The following is a 20,369-nucleotide window of genomic DNA, read 5'->3' as shown; positions in this document are numbered from 1 at the left end:
AGACCTCCTTCACTCCTACTATCATAAGTCAAATGAACATTGCTTTTCAAAAGTTAGAACTCACGCCAAAAAGGCAGCCTACGCTTAGACTGCCCTTTACCCGTTTTATTTAAATAAATAACTTTGATATTTCGTTAACTGAACACTTGCATTATAGGCGATACCAAATCCAATCAGAACTGATAAAACTGAGCTTCCCCCGAAGCTGATGAATAAGAGTGGTATCCCCGTTACAGGCATGACGCCTATGTTCATGCCAATGTTCTGGAATGTATGGATGACAATCAATGCTGTATATCCTACACAGAAAAATGACGCAAACCGGCTATAAGGATGGATACGGTCAATCAGCACAACAAGCCTGTAAATCAGGAAGAAGAACATGATCACCACAAATGCGCAGCCGACAAAACCAAAGGCTTCCCCTATGATAGAGAAAATCATATCTGTCTGAGCTTCTGGAACATATACTTTTAAATTTTTAACACCGTTCCCGAAAATTTGTCCTGCCCCAATTGCCATAATGGCTTGCTCGACTTGATATTTATCCGATCCAGATGCATCTTGTGTCTGGGCTTGGTTGGCTGTCGAAGAACTATCAGGCAGCCAAGCGGTAATCCGGTTGATCTGATACTGCTGAATCCCGATCTTTTGTGCAAAATCAGGGAATAGAATAATCACGGCTAACACAGCGGCAACTAAGAGCACAACCACTGAACCGATGAGAGAGATCAATTTCCAGTTGACCCCTGATAAAAAGACCATGACAACGACAATAAACATACATACCGCAGCCGTACCTGCATCTTGCAAAAAGATGAGTCCGACTGGTACAGCAGCCACGCCGGCAATTTTTAATAGTAGGAAAATATCATCTTCTAATGTTCGTTTTCCTCTTGGGGTTGCCTTCCCAATGACAGAGGCGAGCATCATAATCAAACCAATTTTCATGAACTCTGAAGGCTGAAATGTTCCAATTCCCGGTAACACAAACCAACTTTTTGCACCATTTTTAATTGGAGCAAAATCATGACCTGCAATTTGTGCAGGAGCAATTTTTAAAAGAATTAAGAGCATAATGCCGCCTATAAAAATATATAGGCTTAACTTTTCTAATTGTTCCAGATCGAAGTAATTAATAGCCACAATACAGATGACCCCGACCATGTAGTAAATGATCTGTCTGGTCCATGCATTAGATCCATATTGCCCAAACTGTCCCGCAGCATAAATAGCGATGACACTGATGGCAAAGAAGGCTAAAAATATAAAAATCAAATCTCCTTGATAGTAAGGAGATGTATTCTGCTTGTTCATGAACTAACCACCCTTATTACAAAACATAAAAGCCCTTATTTATATTAGATTGAAATTTTCACAAAAGCAACTCACCTTAAATATGACGGAAGTGACACCTGAAAGGTTCCATTCTAATTTCAAAAAATGAAATACTTTTCATCCTAAAAATAGAAAAAAAATCCTTTCCACTCTATCATGACAACCGATCATAAGTCCTTTAAAAAGATTATTTTACAGATTTTAAGGGGAAAATTCAATGACTTATGTGGCGATATGAAAGGTGCACATCTTGCCAGCATAAGCTTAACTGAGGTATAAGAAAAAAACAATTTCTGCGGAATAAGGCCCATTTTCCAATTATTGAGTTTACTTCAAAGTCAATTGTGGTATAATATTTGTAACAAAATGTTCACAATATCTCCTAAAAACAGACACAATTGCATCCTGACCTCTCATTTGAATTGAACATCAACTTACAAAGGAGTTGGATACGATGGATATGTTCTTTGCGTACCTATGTATTGCAACAGCTACACCCCTGTTTTTATGGTTGGAAAACAGAAAGATTGCATTAGCATCTATTCCACCCATCATGATTATGTGGATTTTCTTCGGTCTTTACATGACAAGCAGTTTATCTCCAGCAGGACATACCTTCATGATCGCATTCTTTGCCATTAACGTGATTCTGGCTCACATTGCAGCTTTCCTCATCTATGGACTTCCATTCATTCGCAAAAGATTCAGCAGCAGATAGATATCGCATCATCAATTGGAAGCGTTATCACAATCAGCATAAAAACCACTCACCTATGAAAGATGAGTGGTTTTTTATTATTTCTCTGAATGCTCAGACTGCTTTGGCGCAGATGGTGAATAACCGTCTTTGCTGTTCTCTCCGTGGCTGTAGTGAGCCGCAAAGATCCAAACAGACCCGATGACGAAAATGATCGCACAGAACAGACCAAACAAAGTATTTCCGACTTGAACAGTTCCGTTCTCACTCTCTGTCATGTGCATGAACATGAACAGCTGCAAGAATGCTTGAATGAAGGCAAAACCAAAGATAATCCATAGTTTCGCAGAACTGCCAATTTCAGCTCCGATGGCAATCCAGAATGCTAAGATGGTTAGCACAATGGAGAGAATGAAGCCGACTACGTGTTTCCAAGGGAAGTGTTCGTGCTCTGCTGAGGAATGTGTTTTTCCAGCCATATCACAAAAGCCCCCCTAATCCGATCAAGTACACAGCTGTGAAGATGAAAATCCATACAACATCAAGGAAATGCCAGTATAGACTTGAGATAAAGATCTTCGCTGCTGTTTGTGGTGTTAATCCACGTTTTTTAATTTGGAACAAGACACCTGTAATCCAGAAGATACCGATGGATACGTGTAATCCGTGAGTTCCTAAAAGAACAAAGAATGCAGACCAGTATGCACTTGTATGGATGCTCGCACCCTCATGTACATAATGGAAGAATTCGAAAATCTCAAAACCAACGAAGCCTGCACCTAGAAGCAGTGTCAGAATCGTCCAAATGACAACCCCTTTTGTACTTCCACGGCGCATTTCATGAACGGCAATCCCGCATGTAAATGAACTCACCAATAGCAGGAATGTCATGATCAATACAAGCTTCATATCAAATAGCTCAGCTGGCAAAACGCCGCCAGCTGTTCTGCCATGAAGAACAAAGTAGGTCGCAAAAAGTGTTGAGAATAACACGATTTCCGCGCCAAGGAATATCCAGAAACCAAGGATGTTTAAACGTCCTGTTTCAGACTGATATTCAAGCGGTGCATTTGCATAGCTGCTATCATTATGTCCCATTACTTCTGCGCCTCCTTATTCTTTTTCTCTGTTTCAATCACTTCTTCAACAGGAATATAGTAGCCATCGTCATATTCAAATGAACGTAAAATCATTGTTGCGAATACACCGATTAAGCCGATAACGCCAATCCAGTACCATTCAAATACAAGACCGAATGCACCAAGTCCGAAGAATGCAGACATGATCAGCGGTCTGCCTGAATTGTGCGGCATGTGAATTTTCTTGAATTCTTTTTCAGGATGAACGTCTACATTGTTTTGCTTCCAATGATGGAATGCATCTGGTGACGTCACTTCTGGAAGTGCTGCAAAGTTATAATGCGGCGGAATTGCAGAAGATGTCGCCCAGTCAAGCGTACGTCCTTCTCCCCAGCTGTCTCCAGACACTTCACGTTTCGCGTGTCTCCAGCTGTAGTAAATGTTATAGCAAAGGATGATGAATCCGATACCCATCATGAATGCACCAATTGTTGAAATAAAGTTTAGTGCAGTCCAGCCATCTTCTGGTCCATACGTATAAATACGTCTTGGCATTCCTTGCAGTCCTAAGAAGTACTGCGGGAAGAAACAGATGTTAAATCCGATCATGAATACCCAGAAGAACCATTTGCCGATTCGTTCGTTTAACTTGTAACCAAACATTTTCGGATACCAGAAAACAAGACCTGCAAAACAGGCAAATACAGTACCTGCGATTAATACATAGTGGAAGTGGGATACTAAGAAGTACGTGTTATGGTACTGGTAATCCGCAGCTGCCATCGCAAGCATAACCCCAGTCACACCACCGATTACGAAGTTCGGGATGAAACCAAGTGCCCAAAGCATTGGGGATGTAAAACTGATACGGCCTCGATACATTGTAAAGAGCCAGTTAAAGATTTTCACACCTGTTGGTACAGAAATCGCCATTGTTGTAATCGAGAAGAATGAGTTAACCGCTGCACTGTTCCCCATTGTAAAGAAGTGGTGAACCCACACAAGGAAACTAAGAACAGAGATTGCCACAATCGATACAACCATCGCTTTGTAACCAAACAACTGCTTTCTTGAGAACGTCGCAAAGATTTCTGAGAAAATACCGAAAGCCGGCAGGATAACGATATATACCTCAGGATGTCCCCAAATCCAGAAAAGGTTCGCCCAAAGCATTGGCATACCGCCCGCTTCGAGTGTAAAGAATGCTGAACCGAATAAACGATCGAATGTCATAAGTGCTAAAGCAACTGTTAAAACAGGGAATGCGAAAACGATAATGACAGACGTGATCAATGTTGTCCATGTAAACATCGGCATACGCATAAGCGTCATACCTTTTGTACGCATTTTTAAGATGGTCACCATGAAGTTAATACCTGTCATTAGTGTACCAATACCTGCAATTTGGAGCCCGAGCAAGTAGTAGTTCTGTCCAGGTCCTGGTGAGAAATCATTTCCGGCGAGCGGCATGTAACTCGTCCAGCCTGCACTTGGTGATCCTCCAATAACGAAGGAAATGTTGAACAGCATTGCTCCGACCATAAATGTCCAGAAGCTCAAGTTGTTCAAATACGGGAATGCAACGTCACGTGCACCAATTTGAAGAGGAACCACGACGTTGATTAAACCAATTAAGAATGGCATCGCCATGAATAAAATCATGATCGTACCATGCGTTGTGAAAATTTCATTATAGTGGTTTGAATCTAAAAACGTATTATTAGGAAGCGCCAGCTGCGCGCGCATCATCAGTCCGTCTACCCCACCGCGGAAGAACATAATCACAGCAGCAAGGATATACATGATTCCAAGCTTTTTATGATCAACTGATGTCAGCCATTCTTTCCAGAGCCATTTCCACTTTTTGAAGTAGGTTAAAACAAACACAATGGCAATGGAAGTAAGAGCGATAGAAATTTGCGCACCAAGAATTAATGGGTCTCCAGTTACAAAAAACTCATCCCATTTTAAATGCATAACGGCCTCCTCCTTTCCTTAGTCAGTTTATTCGTTTTCTAATTTTCTTTTATAGTTCTTCACATTCTCGAAAGGATCTGTCTTGGAATGCGGAGAAACTGATTGGTAACCTAAACGTTTGCGTGCTTGGAGTGCATATTCAGAATCCTCTCCGTGCTTCGCAAAAGATAAATGTGTTGATGAGAATGTCTGCACATCTGCAGCATCAGGAAGCATCAAGTAGTCATACGTTTTCTTCGTTAACTTTGGTGCTTCTTTTTTCGTTTTATTTACCCATTTATCATAGTCAGACTGCGTCATCGCATTGACTTTGAATTTTTGCTGAGCAAAGCCTTCGCCTGTGAAGTTGGCGTTTCTTCCTTCATATGTGCCTACTTCATCAGCTTGAAGATATTGTTCCATTTCCATTCCAGCCATCGCATACTTCTCCCCGCCTAGCTGAGGAATCCATAGAGATGCCATTGTATCAGCGGAAGTGATTTTGAATAAAACCGGCTGATCTTTTGGAATGTTTAAGTAGTTCACTGTTTCAATATTTTCCTCTGGATAGCTGAAGATCCATTTCCAATCAACTGCTGTAGCATAAACGACAAGTGGATCTTTATGACTTGTTGCTTGAGGCGCCTCTTCCAAAGAGTAAATGGTTTTTACAGTTGGAACTGAAAGGGCAGCAACGATTAATATTGGGATCACTGTCCAGACAACTTCTAGAAGCGTATTCCCGTGTAGTTCTGGGTTATAAGAGGCGTTTCCAACGTCCTTACGCTCACGGTATTTAACCAAAATGATGGTAAACAGTACAAATACCGCACCAACGATAAAGAGCATGAATCCAATAGATAAAAGGATTAAGTCTTTTTGTTGTGCTGCGACTGGTCCTTTAGGATCTAAAACAGCGATATTGCTGCAACCTCCTAATACAAAAACACTCACGAGCATCGCTAATAAAAGCATAGGTTTAATGGCTCTGAACAAGAAGATCACCATCCTTCCTTAAATAATGTATAAATTGCTGAATAATTGTGAAAAGCCATCTGCCTTCGAAAACTTTTCTTCCCTTTGTAATGCTATCAAAATCTGTTGGAGTTAGCTCCCCTTTTTTCAAAAGTTCATTTATTTTTCAACAGATTTCTATTGAAATGTCATAAATTCGCCATAAATTTATATTATTGCACACACAATAAATTTCTAGGATTTTGAAAAGTTGAGAGTTGAAGGCAAAGGACATACAATCAAGAACTTTGTCAAATTTAGGTTTACCACAATAAAAAAGTTTGGTCAAATTTCAATTTAACTTTATGAAATTTTATCTAGGTAAACAATTCTGAAATAGGTATCCCCATATTTAACAAAAACCTTACTCATTTTAACGCAAGTCGACAAGAAAAGAAAGTATCGATCCTCCGCCTATGCGCTGTAATGATTGGTAATGGTGATAAATGAGTGGAAACTCACTAAAGACTTCCAGCAAAAAACCGGCTCATCGCCGGCTTCTCATTATTCGTCTCTCACCAAAATGTCTGGTCGTCTATAGATGCTTCCTTCATGTTCTATGTCTATATACGTCCACTTGCCTGTATAGGTTAAAAAGCGATTTCCTTCTTTCTCGACGACCATCGTATCTTCTGATTTCAATCCTGGTAAGGAAGGATTCCAAGTGAATACTTGATGAAGCTGGATCTCTTCCACCGATGTAGGAACTGCAATGATCTCTCTAGACACAAATCCAGTCTTGCCTCCTTGGTGAAGCTTTTTCCAGCTATCAGGAAATCCTTCTTTTTCATATTGAGCAATGCCGGCCTTCAATACATCTCCAATGGTGTTCCCTGGACGAGTAGCCGCATTCATGACCGTGTCGATTCGCGCAAGCCTTTCCTTGTTTTCTTCAAGCTCCTTTGGTAGCTGTCCAAAGTAAACGGATCTTGTGACATTTGCCACGAGTCCATGCCGTTCAGCACAAAGGACAACCAGTGCATGCTTTTGAAGTGCTTTTTCTGTTGGGATCGGATGGCGATATTGATGAATCCGGTCATCTGTCGCCACAAGCAGCACTTCTATCGTCATTCCCTGCCCGATCGCTCTTTGAGCAACAAGCGAAGCAATTTCATGCTCCGTCTGTCCTGGAACGATTTCTTGACAGACACTTTCTACAATAACAGCTGTGTCATGACAAAGGGTTTCGTATTGGCTGAGCTGTGGCGCTGAAAGAATCGATCGAACACGAGACAAATCGGGTTCGATCCATTCCACTCCTTCCATTTGAATGTCCGCACCGATTCGTTTGTCTTTTATGAGTGTTTGAATGTAAGGAGTCTCATCCTCAAACCAATCCATTGTGACGACTTGAAAGGGATGGTCAAAATACGCCATTTCTTCTTCAATGATTCGTTTTTCTTCCATTTGATTCACAACTAGGACAATATCGTCTTTCAACACAAGTAGCTGACAAACGCCCTCTGGTGTGTTTAACACAATGTGGTTTCTTCTTCCTCCTGTAAGCCAAGAAAAGTTATTACGCTTTTGAATCAGAACACCGTCGAGTTGTTTTTCTTCCATTAAAGTTCTTACCTGTTCAATCATCAACTCATCACCTGCCTGTATGGAGTGTTTGAATGAAACGTTTAAATGCTGTTTTCCCTTGCTCTGTTCTTTTAAACACACCCGCCTGCGCGAGTATACGAGAAAAAATGAGGCCGATTTCTTTTTGTAAAATGGCTTCTACGTTGTCCTTCGTAAAGGTATTCTCTTCGATCAGACGCTCTGCCCATGACTCGTGCTTCATGATAGGCGGACAGGCTTTGATTTCTTCAAGAGGGTTTTTGGATAGCAGCGCCGCTTTTAGCTGGCTTAATTCCGCTGCTAATCTTCCAGGAAGCACGGCGAGACCCATGACTTCGATTAATCCGATATTCTCTTTTTTAATATGATGAACTTCTTTGTGCGGATGGAAGATTCCGCCTGGGTGCTGCTTGTCTGTACGATTATTTCGTAGCACGAGATCTAATTCGTACTCATCCCCATGGCGGCGTGCGATCGGTGTAATGGTATTGTGCGGGGTCTCTCCTGTATGTGAGAACAGCCCCGCTTCTGGATCTGAATACATTTTCCACTCATGTAATATAAAATCCGCTGCCTCCGCAAGCGTCTGCTGGTCGCTGCTTTGAAGCCTGATCACTGACATCGGCCATTTCACAATACCCGCCTTCACCCTCGGAAACTTTTCGAGAGAAAACACTTCTTCCATCTTTGCTTTCGCCATCGGAAATTCATGAGCACCACCTTGAAAGTGGTCATGACTTAATATGCTGCCTCCAACAATGGGAAGATCCGCATTTGATCCTATGAAATAGTGCGGATATATAGATATGAAGGAAAGCAGACGCTCGAAGGTCTTTTTAGATATCTGCATTGGTTCATGCTCGCCCTTGAACACAATACAATGTTCGTTGTAATACACATACGGCGAGAATTGCATAAACCACGACTCATTTGTAAGTGTTACCGGAATAATCCGGTGATTCTGTCTTGCTGGGTGATTGATGCGTCCCCCAAACCCAACGTTTTCTTTACAAAGGAGACAAAGAGGATATTGCTTTTGACTAAGCTGTTTGGCTTCAGCGATCGCTTTTGGGTCCTTTTCCGGTTTCGATAGATTAATCGTGATCTCAAGCTCACCATCTTCTGTCGGTGTAAACCACTGCACATTTTTGGCGATTCTGCCTGTATGAATATAGTGGGCATGCTGCTGCATTTCATAAAACCAGCTTGTCGCTGCCTTTGGTCCGCAATGCTTGCGTTTCTCTTCAAACTTTGCATAGATGACACTCGGAGGCGCCACCAAGCAGCCCATGATTTTGGCATCTAATAAATCACGATACGTATCTGTCCCGTCAGGAATAAGACCTGTTTCAACTGCCCAATCGAGCATCGGCATTAAGATGTCTTCAAGGTCGCTGTCTCCTGAGACTGTTCTTGCCTCAGCATCATCGAGACCAAGCACCTCTAGCAGCCGGTTCCTTGTATAATCCATATCTAGTGGTGATATCAGCTCTTTATTAACCCCATATTGAATCAGCTGTTCTAGCTTTTCAAAAATATCAATCGCCATTCCCTTTGTCTCCTCCCCTGCCTGCTACACGTTACTCACTTTGATAGCCATCTGGATGTTTCTGAAACCAATCCCATGCACTTTGAATGATGGTGTGGAGATCTGCATATTGCGGCTTCCATCCTAGTTCTTTCAGCGCTTTTTCTGATGAAGCAATCAGCTTAGCTGGATCACCCGCACGTCTTTCTGCCACCTGTGCTGGAATGGCATGCCCCGTCACTTCTCTTGCAGCTTCTACGACCTGCTTCACAGAGAAGCCTGTGCCGTTCCCTAAGTTGTACGTCGCACTTCCTTTTCCTTCACGCAGACGCTCAACCGCTAGAATGTGCGCCTCTACTAAATCCATGACATGAATGTAGTCTCTAATGCATGTGCCATCCTCTGTTTCATAATCCTCACCGTAAATCATGATTTGATCACGTTTTCCTAATGCCACTTGCAAAATAATTGGGATTAAATGCGTTTCTGGCTGATGATCTTCCCCGACAATCCCTTCTGTATGAGCACCGGCTACATTAAAATAACGAAGCACAACATATTCAATACCATATGCCTGCTCAGACCACTTCAGCATTTTCTCAATCGCGAGCTTTGTTTCCCCATAAGGATTTGTTGGGTTCGTCTCATCCGTTTCAACGATCGGTACACGCTTTGGTTCACCATATGTCGCAGCAGTTGAAGAGAATACAATGCGTTTCACATCAAATTCATTCATCACCTGAAGTAAAGCCGTTGCCCCTCCGACATTGTTGTCATAGTACTTCAGCGGGTCTGTTACACTTTCTCCAACAAGTGAATCTGCCGCAAAGTGCATGACCGCTTCTATGTCATGCGTTTGAAAAACCCGTCTTAAAAAAGCATGATCCCTTAAATCTCCCTCTTCTAATACGGCACCCTTTACGACTGCCTCTTTATGACCTGTCTGCAAATTATCCACAATTACTACTTGTTCTCCTTTAGCCAAAAGAGCCGCTACCGCATGACTGCCAATAAAACCTGCTCCCCCACATACTAAAATTGCCATCAAAATTCCTCCTTCGTTAATTCTCTAGCGCCGCCTCCAATTCCAGCTGTGTAAAAAGAGGCTTGAATGCCTGTTTTTTCTTGATAAATCGCACCTGTTTCTTCTATAAATGAGTCCAGTAGCTCTTCTTTCACAATGCTGACGGTACAGCCCCCAAAGCCAGCACCTGTCATACGGGAACCAATCGCCCCTGGATGTTGCCATGCGGCTTCGGCCAGTGCATCTAGCTCATGCCCAGTGACTTCATAATCATTCTTTAAAGAAAGGTGAGATGCCTTCATGAGTGCACCTAGTTCTTCCATTTTATCATCTTTCAGAAAATTTACTGCTTTCATGGTCCTCTCGTTTTCCGTGATGGCATGTCTTGCACGTCTTCTACACGTTTCATCTTGTATCAAATGTTCATGCGTAGCGAATTCATCCACCGTGAGCTCACATAAATGACCGATATCTAATTCTTTTCTAAGATCGTTTAAAGCAGATTGACATTCTGAACGGCGTTCATTGTATTTGGAATCTGCAAGTGTTCGTTTTTTATTTGTATTGGCAATGACAAGTGCCAGACCCTCTTGCCGAAATGGGCTGTATTCAAAGGAAAGCGTGTCACAATTGAGCAAAATAGCGTGACCTTCTTTTCCAAGACTAATTGAAAATTGATCCATAATGCCGCAGTTCACGCCAATAAACTCATTTTCAGCACGCTGCGCAAGAAGGGCTAGGTCGATTTGCGTTACGCCGAATGACGACCATTCATTGATCAAGACAGCCGTGACGAGCTCAATAGAGGCAGAAGATGACAGACCTGCGCCATTTGGAATATTGCCAGCATACACAATATCAAAGCCTTCTTTCACATCCATGCCTGCTTCGATAAACTGTTGGAATACTCCCTTCGGATAATTCGCCCAGCCGTCCGATTCTGAGAAAGCGATTTCAAAAAGGTCGAACTCTTTCACACCTTCTTCTTCAAAATTCAAGGAATACATTCTGACGCGTCCATCTGATCGTCTTGCTCCCGCAGCATATGTACCAAGAGTGAGTGCACATGGAAAGACATGGCCCCCATTATAATCTGTGTGTTCACCAATCAGATTGACTCTGCCTGGGGCGAAAAAATAGCGGAGTTCTTGCTGATCTCCAAATTGCTGGTGAAATGCTGCTCGTAATGTGTCGATCATATCCATTCCCCTTTTCTCTTCTGATAATCTTATTTTAGTTGCCCCATCAGCTGAAGTTCAATGGTAAAAAAATCGTTAAAAAATACCCTTTTTTTGCTGTGAATGGTACGATGTGATATGAGGTGTAACATGATTCAAAATAGAAAAAGGTTGTTTTTTGCTGTGAAGGAGGGTTTCCAATTTGAAGAAGGAAGCATTTGCATTTCGTTTTCACCATTCTGATGTGACATTGCCGGCCCAAATCTGGTCTGTTGGCTGGGAAGTTCAATCATCTTCGTTATACAGCTGGAATGGCGTAGAGCGGAAGGATCAGGGCAAGTGCATCTTTCAGCTCACACTGTCTGGACACGGCATGATTGAAATCGGACAGAAACGATTCAAAGTATTGCCTGGACAGGCCTTTCTGGTGAAAAGCCCCAGTGCTTATCAATACTATTTTCCAGAAGACAGTGAACATTGGGAATTTCTCTATTTAACACTTTATGGGGAAGCCTGTAACCTTTGCTTTGATCAATTTATCGATCAAGGAAAGCAGGTCATGCGTTTTCATCCGAATTCCAAACCGATCCGCCTGCTAAAGAAGATTTATGATGAAGCCAGTGAAAGACGGATTACCAATCCATTTGAGGGGTCTAGCCTTGCTTATCAATTTGTCATGGAACTGTATTCATATTTGCCAAAGCTTGAGGGACAAATGGAGAAATGGCCTGAGCCCATCGTCCAAGCGGCCTTATTTGCAAGCCACCATTTTCACGAGGAGATTGGGCCTGACGATATGGCAGCTGCGGCACGTTTATCCAAAAGTCATTTTACGAGGGAATTCAAAAAGGCAACTGGCTTCACACCGATTCATTATTTAACCAATATTCGTTTAGAAAAGGCGGAAACGTTACTGAAAACAACGAAATACTCGATTGAAGAAATCGCCATACAGTGCGGCTACCGAAACGCGAATTACTTGAATAAAGTCTTTCGAAAGAAAATCGGCATGTCTCCAAAGCAACTCCGGGAAACAAGCGATGCATAATAAAAAGCAGCCGCTTTTCAATTGGCTGCTTCTTTTACGCTTTCGTCAGGTCAACACGAATTCTCCCTTGTCTTAAAACAATGGTCATTTGCGTATCAGGGGTCATTAAATTTTCTAAAATGTCCGTCGCTGTTTGAAGCGCAATGTCCATTCGGTTGATCTTTTCCTTTTCTTGTTCAGAAAATGCTTCTGGATGTGCGGTCATTTCTTTGACTAGCCTCAACACTTGTTCATGCTGCTTTTCTGTTTGTTGATATATGGCATCATATAATTCGTCTGGCCTGCTGCTCATTTCACATCACCTATCTTTTTCATGTGTTAAATCGCATCTTCTTTTGTTTTCTTGAAGACGAACCATTTACTAGCGACATAATTGACCACGACAATCACAAAGTTAACAAGAATTTTTGCGACGGTTTCGTTGAGCGCCATTTGGCTCACAAATAAAATCATCAGCCCCAGATCTACACCTAGAGACATGAGACGGACACTAAAAAATGAAGAAAGCTCACGCATCAGGCTTTTTGTGTCACGAGCCTTTTGCTTGAAGACATACTTCTTATTGGTGATATAAGCAAAGAGCACAGCAAATACCCATGAAACAACCGTTGCTGTTTTGTAATCCATAGAAAACATCTCAACGAATAAATAGAAGCTGACTATGTTGACAATGGTTGTACACACACCCATGATCAGATACATGACAACTTCTTGATACTTTTGAAAAAGGCTATACATGTCTTTCTTCATTCCTTCTTGGTGAATTCTGTTTCTTTTAGAATACCATCTTAAGAAGAACTTCCCAAACGAACAATATGTGCGTCCTGTAAAGATGAAATTTGTTCTCGCTGATGGCATATGTCAACCTTATGGGTTTATATGAGTCAAATGATTTAGGTCTTTATCATTATTTTAATTTATAATCTTTTAACTGACTTTACAATTGTTTATTATGAGAAGTAAGAATTCAATATTTATGGGTTTTTTAGTCATTTTTTTAGGGACGTGGTAGGTGATAGATTTTACAAAATAGGTTAAATGTCATCATTTTTCGACAAAAATCTATTTTTGTACTCCATTCACATACACGTACAGTTACTAGACGGTTTGTTCAAGTCATTGGTTGCAGATGAATATGTCTTATTGAACTGGAGGATATTATGGATACGCAAGTGAAAAGAAGAGTTGACGAAGAGTGGGTTTATTTGATTCAAGAAGCGAAAAAAATTGGACTAGGCATCGAGGAAATACAAGCTTTTTTAACATCCAACGGTGATCAGAAGATGATAAACAAACCGTAATCAACGCCGTTATCCTTTGTCTTTCAGATTGCTTTGGCTAAAGTTCTAACCTGTCAATTGACCTTTAAACATCCTTTCATGACGATACGCTACAATAATTGAACACCTCATCATACCAATCCCTTCCACTCAATGGGGTTCTGTCTTTCTATTTTTAGGAGGACAGTCCGTTCCCTGTTCTTTATATGACCCCTTTTTAGCTATCATTCATGAAAATTGCCCATTTTCGTTATAAAACCAAGCTCCCCACCCATATATTAAGCATAAGACACAAGAAAGAAGAAAGGTGGGTGGCGCGTGAGTTCAGATTCCCTATCTTATTATCATCAAAAGAAGGATCAATATTATCACGGTGTGAACCCTGTGATTGTCCATCGTATTCGTAAGGAATGGACGTCTATCTTGGATATCGGATGCGGCACAGGCCAGCTTGGCAAAGTCCTAAAACAACAAGACCGTACCATATATGGAATTGAATCTTTTGAAGATGCGGCAAAGCAAGCTGAGAAAGCGCTGGATCATGTTTTATGCGGCAATATTGAACAGATGGCGCTGCCTTATCAACATGAACAATTTGACTGCATCATTTTCGGAGACGTCCTTGAACATCTATTGGACCCTTGGGCCGTTTTAAAAAAGGTCAAACCTTTTCTGAAAAAGGAAGGGGTCATCTTGTCTTCCATTCCGAATATTGGTCATATTTCAACGGTTTTAGAATTACTGGCTGGGAGATTTTCTTATACAGATGCAGGATTAATGGATCAAACACATTTACGCTTCTTTACCCTTCACGAAATTCATGCCCTCTTTCAGTCAGCCGGGTTTCATGTTCGTGAGCTTGAAACCATTCGTGTACAACACCCTTCCTATACGGGCGTCATGAATGATCTACATGAATTACTCGTAAAACATGGCATCCGTTTTGATTTTAACGAGGCAGCGACTGCCTATCAATACGTGGTTGAGGCGGTTCAACTCAATGAGTAGCCCCACCATCTTATTTGTTTTATGTGTAAATGATGAGTCGATGTTTCAAGCTTGCTTCCGGCAGCTCGCTTCACTTCCTGCTCCGCACGGGTATCATGTAGAGGTTTTGCCTATTAGACATGCATCAAGTATGGCCTCTGGATACAATGAAGCTCTCACTCATCCTGCACAGTTTAAAATTTATCTTCATCAAGATACACTCATCGTCAAACAGCATATGCTTCTCGAGCTGATCCCACTTTTCTTGCAGAATCCGTCACTTGGCATGCTTGGGGTAATAGGTGCAGAAAGTGTGCCAGACAATGGAATCTGGTGGGAGAGCCATGATTGCAGAGGGAAAGTCATTGAATATCGGCACGACACCTATCAGCTACTGACGTTTGAATCTGGTCATCCACAGACAGAGCCCCAAGGTTATATCAAAGCTTCTGCTATTGACGGTCTTTTTATGGCAACACAATATGATATCAAGTGGCGTGAGGATCTTTTAGACGGCTTTCATTTTTATGATGTGTCACAATCTTTTGAGTTTGCACAGCAAGGATATGAGGTTGGGATTGCAAGGCAAGTGGAGCCCTGGTGTATTCACAAATGCGGAGATCATTTTGATGCAGAAGCATATGAAAAAGCAAGACAAACATTTCTTGCGCATTATCGGTAGAAAGCACCCTTTTCGGGTGCCTTTTTTATGATATACTGTCATAAACAACCAGATCGTTTCATATGCATTGGAGTACCTTGTCCCTAATTCGTACAAAGGAGGAAACAATGGCAGACAAAAACGTTCATTATAAGAAGGTTGCCGCTTCAAAGGATTTTCGAAAACTTCTTGAGGAAAAACGCAGATTTATCGTACCGATGACGATTTTCTTTTTTCTCTTTTACTTTTCACTTCCGGTTGCTACATCCTACTTCACCTTTTTGAACACGCCAGCAATTGGAGCGATCACGTGGGCTTGGTTATTTGCCCTCACGCAATTTGTGATGACATGGGTTTTATGTGGGCTTTATGCAAAAAAAGCAGCTCAGTTCGACAAATATGTAAGCGCTTTAAAAACTGAATCTAGAGGTGATGACGAATGAGTATGACCGCTTTTATTTTATTCATAGCGATCGTAGGGCTCACATTGGTCATCACGTATTTTGCTGCGAAAAAAACAAGCAATGCGAGCGATTTTTACACCGCAGGCGGCGGATTGACTGGATTTCAAAATGGCCTTGCCATCGCCGGGGACTATATGTCTGCTGCTTCATTTTTAGGGATCGCCGGCATGATCGCCTTAAATGGATTTGACGGCTTTTTCTATAGTATTGGTTTTCTTGTAGCGTATCTTGTCGTCCTTTATGTCGTGGCTGAACCGCTTCGAAATCTAGGAAAATATACGATGGCTGATATGATTGCTGCACGATTCAAACGCCCTGCCATTCGAGGGGTAGCCGCATTTAACACAATCACAGTCTCAACTTTTTATATGATTGCACAGCTTGTTGGGGCAGGTGCATTAATCAAACTGCTTCTTGGCATTGATTACTGGATTGCGGTGCTGATCGTAGGTGTCTTGATGACCATTTATGTCGTGTTTGGCGGCATGATCGCAACCAGCTGGGTACAGATCACGAAAGCTGTGCTTCTCATGCTGGGCACGCTGATTATTTCGCTGCTTGTGTTTGCCAAGTTTGATTTTAGTCTGCTGAAGATGTTTGAGCAGATGAAAACAGCGACCCCGCTTGGTGGGGCATTTCTTCACCCGGGAAATAAATATGATGTGCCTTTAGAGACCTTGTCTCTGAACCTTGCACTTGTGCTTGGAACAGCAGGTTTGCCGCATATTTTAATCCGTTTTTATACGGTGAAGGATGCCATTTCTGCGCGTAAATCTGTTCTATCCGCTACGTGGATCATCGGGATTTTTTATTTAATGACGGTTTTCCTCGGCTTCGGTGCCGCTGCTTTTGTCGGAACAGATGCAATTACGGCAGCCGATGCAGCAGGAAACATGGCAGCACCACTGCTTGCACAGGCCCTAGGGGGAGATTTTTTATTTGCCTTTGTTTCCGCTATTGCCTTTGCGACCATTTTGGCAGTGGTGACCGGTCTTGTTTTATCCGCCGCGTCTGCCTTTGCCCATGATTTTTATAGCCAGATTATCCGCAAAGGAAAAGCGAGTGAACGGGAACAGGTGAAGGCGGCACGCTTTGCTTCCATCGGCGTGGCCATCCTTTCCATCATTCTTGCATTATTTGCGCAATCTTTAAACGTTGCTTTTCTTGTGTCACTTGCCTTCGCAGTGGCAGCAAGTGCGAATTTACCGTTGATTATCTTCACTGTCTTTTGGAAACGATTTAACTCAACAGGTGCTATCGCAGGAAGCTTAACAGGTCTTCTGAGCGCACTCCTGATCGTGTCACTCAGCCCAAGCGTCTGGGACCCATCAGGGGCAGCAATTTTCACAGGAGAGCCGCTTATCCCACTATCGAACCCTGGGATTATCTCGATCCCGCTCGGATTCCTTGCGGCTTACTTAGGCACCATTTTTTCCTCTGAAAAAGCAGATGAAGACACCTTTACAGAAATTCAAGTAAAAGCACACACAGGCATGCATATGGATACAGATTGATGAGAAAAAGCCGGCTGCTCTGCCGGCTTTTTAATATCGCTGGAATAACTCTGGGTTTTTCGGGACGTTTTCTAAATAAACGATCTTTCCTTGATCATCCAGCTCCGCAATATCAATGCCTTCTGCTGTATATACACGACCGTCTGTTAACTTTCCGCAAACAGCCCAGTTTGTTTCATACTTCCCATCTTCTCGTTTCACCCAGCCATCCCACATGTGCTTAATGTCTTCATGTACGTGGAAAAATGTGTTCAAAAACTGTGTGAACGCTTGGATGCCAGGCTTTTCAGCACCATTTAAGACAATCATGACATCATCAGAAAACAATGCCAGCAATTCGTTCATTTGCTCTTGCCCTTTTCCCGCTTCATCATATCGGCGAAAATACGTATCGAGCACTTCCATGATTCATTCTCCTTTATTTACCTGTCATTTCGAAAACAATCAAACAATTAGATTGTACACAATTGTATCTCTTCTGTCTATTTTTCACGCAGGTAGAAAAGACATGGATGAGTCAATCCATGTCTTTTAGAGATGAAAGAGCTGCTTTCTCTGACTCGACGAGAGATGTTAGTTCTTCCGCAGCTTCTTTCGGATCAGCGCTTTGGCTAATGGCGCTGATGATGCTAATGCCATCGGCTCCCGCTTGGATGACTGGTGCCGCATTTTCATACGTGATCCCGCCGATGCCCACAATAGGAATGTGAAGACCATGTTGACGTACTTCGTTGATTAAAGAAACACCCTGGACACTGCGTGTATCCTTTTTTGTTTCTGTAGGATAGACTGGACCCATCCCAACGTAGTCTGCCCCGTCCTTCATCGCTTGCCTCACTTCATCTAGATTGTGCGTGGACACGCCTAATATTTTATTCCCGATTCTTTGCCGTACATCTTGTGCAAGTGTATCTTCCTGCCCAACATGGACACCATCTGCATCAAGATCGATTGCAAGTTGTACATCATCATTTACGATAAAGGGAATATTCGCTTCTTGGCAAAGTGCTTGAATCTGCTGAGCGATTTTTTTCTTTTCTTCACCTTGCAGAGCACCTTCACCCTTTTCACGAAACTGAAACATCGTGATCCCGCCTTGAATGGCCTCTTTCACCACATCAAGCGGATGCCGGCTTGTATTCGCTGTTCCCATAATAAAATAAACCGATAATTGCTGTTTGATTAGCTGCTGATCAACCTTCGTCATGCAAAACTCCCCCTATTTTTCCTAACGTGATTACATCTTGACCATTTGTATTGGACAGCGCGTTTAGCAATTCGATTTGAAAGGTCCCTGGCCCTTTCTCATCTGTCTGCTGAGCTGCCTTTTCTGCAGCGACACCATAAAACAGCAGAGCTGATGCCGACGCATGAATTGGACGTTCCCCTGTTGCACAAAATGCCCCTATGACAGAGGTGAGTAAACAGCCAGTCCCTGTCACCTTGGTTAACCATTCGTGTCCATTATGAATAGATAGAACCTCTTCTCCATCTGACACGACATCCACTTTCCCCGTAATCGCCACAACGGTTTGAAGGGCTTTTGCCGCCTGCTTTGCTAAAGACGATACATCTCCATTTGCCCCTTTTGCATCAACCCCTTTTGACTGCCAGCCATTCACTCCAATTAAATGAGCTATTTCAGCAGCATTCCCTCTGACAATAGTGATGTCCACTTGCTGTAACAGCTGTTTCGCCGCACTCGTCCGAAACGTTGTCGCACCAACACCAACAGGATCTAATAGAACTGGTACACCTTTTTCATTGGCCGCTTGTCCAGCAATGATCATTGCCTCCACTGTATCCTTTGTTAGTGTGCCGATATTCAGCACAAGTGCATCCGCTAATTGCGCCATTTCTGCCACTTCTTCTTTGGCGTTTGCCATGACTGGAGAAGCACCTAAAGCAAGCAGTCCATTCGCTGTAAAGTTCGTCACAACTTGGTTGGTGATATTATGGACAAGCGGATTTTCCGCTCGAACCTTTTCCAAAAGATGAGACACGCAGCTTAATTTCATCTGTATCGTCCTCCCTTTTACTCTGCATCCCACACATAGGATTTTGTATGCTTTAACCATTCTCTTGCAGCAAAGGACAAGTAGCGGTCCTTTCGCCAAATGACACCCAAATGCCACGGAATAGACGGATTTAAGGAAATGATCCTCACTTTATCAGGATCTAGATCACGGCAAATCCGTTCAGGCAGAAGCCCGATTCCAAGGTTCTCAGCAACCATTTCACTGATGAAATCCCATTGTGACGTTTCATAAATAACGTTTGGCCTGAATCCCGCATTCATACATTCATTTAAGATTCGGCTGTGCAGAACGAAATCTTCTCGAAAGAAAATAAAAGACTCTTCCTTTAAATCAGCCAAATGAACCTCATCACGTCCTGCCATCGGATGTGATGGATGGGTGACAAGCTTCATATTCTCTTTAATGATGGTGTATGTATGAAAAATTTTATCATTTGCAGGTAGAACAATGACACCAATATCTAATGATCCATCCTCTACCCCTTCCTCTACTTTAATGGAGCCGTGCTCCACCAATTGAAAGGTGACATCTGGATACTGCTGGCGGAATTCCCCCATCACATTTGGGAAAAAGCTTGATCCAATCATGGGCGGCAGTCCTATTCGGATATGTCCTTTTTTCACATTCATTAAATCATTTAATTCACTCGTTAAATTCTGAAAGGATTGTGTGATTTCACTCGCCTGTGTATACATGGTTTGTCCAGCATCTGTCATTTCAACCTGTCTGCCATTACGGTAAAACAACTGCACACCTAGCTCATCCTCTAGGTTTTTGACCATCTTGGAAATGGTCGGCTGCGACACATAGAGCGATTGCGATGCTTTCGTAAAACTCTTTAACCGTGCCACTTCTAAAAAATATGTTAAATGTCTGATGTCCACATGGTTCACCCTTTCTATAGACAAAAGGAATACTAACTATTCGATATATGTATTTTACCTATAATAGAACGTACTGTACACTTTAAAGTAAGCTCACTAATTAGAACGTTGT

At 42.3% G+C, this 20,369-nt stretch carries 22 protein-coding genes; 7 read left to right on the top strand and 15 right to left on the bottom strand.

Going from position 1 to position 20,369, the window contains the following annotated elements; all coding sequences use genetic code 11:
• Nucleotides 1-105 precede the first annotated feature (105 nt).
• Nucleotides 106-1,317, bottom strand: a complete 1,212-nt coding sequence (locus tag KFQ09_RS11095; protein WP_008345489.1) for an FtsW/RodA/SpoVE family cell cycle protein — start codon at nt 1,315-1,317, stop codon at nt 106-108.
• Nucleotides 1,318-1,792: 475 nt separating this feature from the next.
• Here KFQ09_RS11095 and KFQ09_RS11090 point away from each other — a divergent pair, with 475 nt between their 5' ends.
• Nucleotides 1,793-2,056 carry a spore morphogenesis/germination protein YwcE gene (locus KFQ09_RS11090; RefSeq protein ID WP_008345491.1) on the top strand — a complete coding sequence of 88 codons (264 nt, stop codon included), beginning with the start codon at nt 1,793-1,795 and terminating at the stop codon, nt 2,054-2,056.
• Between the two features lie 77 nt (nt 2,057-2,133).
• Here KFQ09_RS11090 and qoxD read toward each other — a convergent pair whose 3' ends face one another.
• The 8 genes from qoxD to KFQ09_RS11050 all read right to left on the bottom strand — a co-directional run bounded on the left by qoxD (nt 2,134) and on the right by KFQ09_RS11050 (nt 11,401).
• Nucleotides 2,134-2,514, bottom strand: coding sequence for a cytochrome aa3 quinol oxidase subunit IV (gene qoxD, locus KFQ09_RS11085; RefSeq protein WP_007497818.1), 381 nt, complete (start codon nt 2,512-2,514; stop codon nt 2,134-2,136).
• 1 nt (nt 2,515) lies between these two features.
• On the bottom strand, nt 2,516-3,133 hold the full coding sequence (gene qoxC, locus KFQ09_RS11080) for a cytochrome aa3 quinol oxidase subunit III (RefSeq protein WP_007497820.1): 618 nt from the start codon (nt 3,131-3,133) through the stop codon (nt 2,516-2,518).
• The gene (gene qoxB / locus KFQ09_RS11075) at nt 3,133-5,091 is read right to left on the bottom strand and encodes a cytochrome aa3 quinol oxidase subunit I (RefSeq protein ID WP_008345496.1); all 1,959 of its coding nucleotides are present in this window, start codon (nt 5,089-5,091) and stop codon (nt 3,133-3,135) included. The genes qoxC and qoxB overlap by 1 nt, the downstream gene beginning before the upstream one ends.
• 27 nt (nt 5,092-5,118) lie before the next feature.
• Nucleotides 5,119-6,075 (bottom strand): cytochrome aa3 quinol oxidase subunit II, encoded by a 957-nt coding sequence (gene qoxA / locus KFQ09_RS11070; protein WP_089374137.1) that lies wholly within the window; start codon nt 6,073-6,075, stop codon nt 5,119-5,121.
• Between the two features lie 513 nt (nt 6,076-6,588).
• The gene (locus KFQ09_RS11065) at nt 6,589-7,671 is read right to left on the bottom strand and encodes a M24 family metallopeptidase (protein WP_035389879.1); all 1,083 of its coding nucleotides are present in this window, start codon (nt 7,669-7,671) and stop codon (nt 6,589-6,591) included.
• Nucleotides 7,672-7,678: 7 nt separating this feature from the next.
• Nucleotides 7,679-9,199 carry a UDP-glucose--hexose-1-phosphate uridylyltransferase gene (galT, locus tag KFQ09_RS11060; protein WP_017368287.1) on the bottom strand — a complete coding sequence of 507 codons (1,521 nt, stop codon included), beginning with the start codon at nt 9,197-9,199 and terminating at the stop codon, nt 7,679-7,681.
• Nucleotides 9,200-9,230: 31 nt separating this feature from the next.
• Entirely contained in the window at nt 9,231-10,223 is a 993-nt protein-coding gene (gene galE, locus KFQ09_RS11055) for a UDP-glucose 4-epimerase GalE (protein WP_017368288.1), read from the bottom strand.
• Nucleotides 10,223-11,401: a galactokinase gene (locus KFQ09_RS11050; RefSeq protein ID WP_076821544.1), complete on the bottom strand. Its 1,179-nt coding sequence runs from the start codon at nt 11,399-11,401 to the stop codon at nt 10,223-10,225. The genes galE and KFQ09_RS11050 overlap by 1 nt, the downstream gene beginning before the upstream one ends.
• 181 nt (nt 11,402-11,582) lie before the next feature.
• Between KFQ09_RS11050 and KFQ09_RS11045 the strand changes: the two genes are divergently transcribed.
• The gene (locus KFQ09_RS11045; RefSeq protein WP_035389881.1) at nt 11,583-12,428 is read left to right on the top strand and encodes an AraC family transcriptional regulator; all 846 of its coding nucleotides are present in this window, start codon (nt 11,583-11,585) and stop codon (nt 12,426-12,428) included.
• Between the two features lie 34 nt (nt 12,429-12,462).
• On the opposite strand, the gene KFQ09_RS11040 is transcribed toward KFQ09_RS11045, so the two are convergent.
• Entirely contained in the window at nt 12,463-12,720 is a 258-nt protein-coding gene (locus KFQ09_RS11040) for a hypothetical protein (protein ID WP_008345502.1), read from the bottom strand.
• A gap of 26 nt (nt 12,721-12,746) precedes the next feature.
• On the bottom strand, nt 12,747-13,130 hold the full coding sequence (locus KFQ09_RS11035) for a GtrA family protein (RefSeq protein ID WP_024719496.1): 384 nt from the start codon (nt 13,128-13,130) through the stop codon (nt 12,747-12,749).
• Nucleotides 13,131-13,588: 458 nt separating this feature from the next.
• Between KFQ09_RS11035 and KFQ09_RS11030 the strand changes: the two genes are divergently transcribed.
• From KFQ09_RS11030 to KFQ09_RS11010, 5 genes are all read left to right on the top strand, one after another.
• Nucleotides 13,589-13,729: an anti-repressor SinI family protein gene (locus KFQ09_RS11030; RefSeq protein WP_008345506.1), complete on the top strand. Its 141-nt coding sequence runs from the start codon at nt 13,589-13,591 to the stop codon at nt 13,727-13,729.
• A gap of 297 nt (nt 13,730-14,026) precedes the next feature.
• On the top strand, nt 14,027-14,716 hold the full coding sequence (locus KFQ09_RS11025; protein WP_017368290.1) for a class I SAM-dependent methyltransferase: 690 nt from the start codon (nt 14,027-14,029) through the stop codon (nt 14,714-14,716).
• Entirely contained in the window at nt 14,709-15,377 is a 669-nt protein-coding gene (locus tag KFQ09_RS11020) for a glycosyltransferase family protein (RefSeq protein WP_035389886.1), read from the top strand. Before KFQ09_RS11025 ends, KFQ09_RS11020 begins: the two co-directional genes overlap by 8 nt.
• Before the next feature lie 107 nt (nt 15,378-15,484).
• A complete protein-coding gene (locus tag KFQ09_RS11015; RefSeq protein WP_025208191.1) occupies nt 15,485-15,799 on the top strand; it encodes a DUF485 domain-containing protein in 315 nt (104 codons plus the stop codon).
• Nucleotides 15,796-17,334: a solute symporter family protein gene (locus tag KFQ09_RS11010; protein ID WP_255835673.1), complete on the top strand. Its 1,539-nt coding sequence runs from the start codon at nt 15,796-15,798 to the stop codon at nt 17,332-17,334. Before KFQ09_RS11015 ends, KFQ09_RS11010 begins: the two co-directional genes overlap by 4 nt.
• Before the next feature lie 30 nt (nt 17,335-17,364).
• Here KFQ09_RS11010 and KFQ09_RS11005 read toward each other — a convergent pair whose 3' ends face one another.
• The 4 genes from KFQ09_RS11005 to KFQ09_RS10990 form a co-directional block, all read right to left on the bottom strand.
• Nucleotides 17,365-17,739 (bottom strand): nuclear transport factor 2 family protein, encoded by a 375-nt coding sequence (locus tag KFQ09_RS11005; protein WP_008345523.1) that lies wholly within the window; start codon nt 17,737-17,739, stop codon nt 17,365-17,367.
• A gap of 112 nt (nt 17,740-17,851) precedes the next feature.
• A complete protein-coding gene (gene thiE / locus KFQ09_RS11000; RefSeq protein WP_050826731.1) occupies nt 17,852-18,541 on the bottom strand; it encodes a thiamine phosphate synthase in 690 nt (229 codons plus the stop codon).
• Entirely contained in the window at nt 18,528-19,352 is an 825-nt protein-coding gene (gene thiM / locus KFQ09_RS10995; RefSeq protein WP_035389889.1) for a hydroxyethylthiazole kinase, read from the bottom strand. Before thiM ends, thiE begins: the two co-directional genes overlap by 14 nt.
• A 17-nt stretch (nt 19,353-19,369) precedes the next feature.
• Nucleotides 19,370-20,257: a cidABC operon transcriptional activator CidR gene (locus tag KFQ09_RS10990; RefSeq protein WP_008345526.1), complete on the bottom strand. Its 888-nt coding sequence runs from the start codon at nt 20,255-20,257 to the stop codon at nt 19,370-19,372.
• Nucleotides 20,258-20,369: the final 112 nt, after the last annotated feature.

This window comes from Bacillus sp. FS02 (assembly GCF_024398395.1).
Classification (GTDB): Bacteria; Bacillota; Bacilli; order Bacillales; family Bacillaceae; genus Bacillus; species Bacillus altitudinis.
This window is presented reverse-complemented; position numbering and strand designations above follow the sequence as displayed.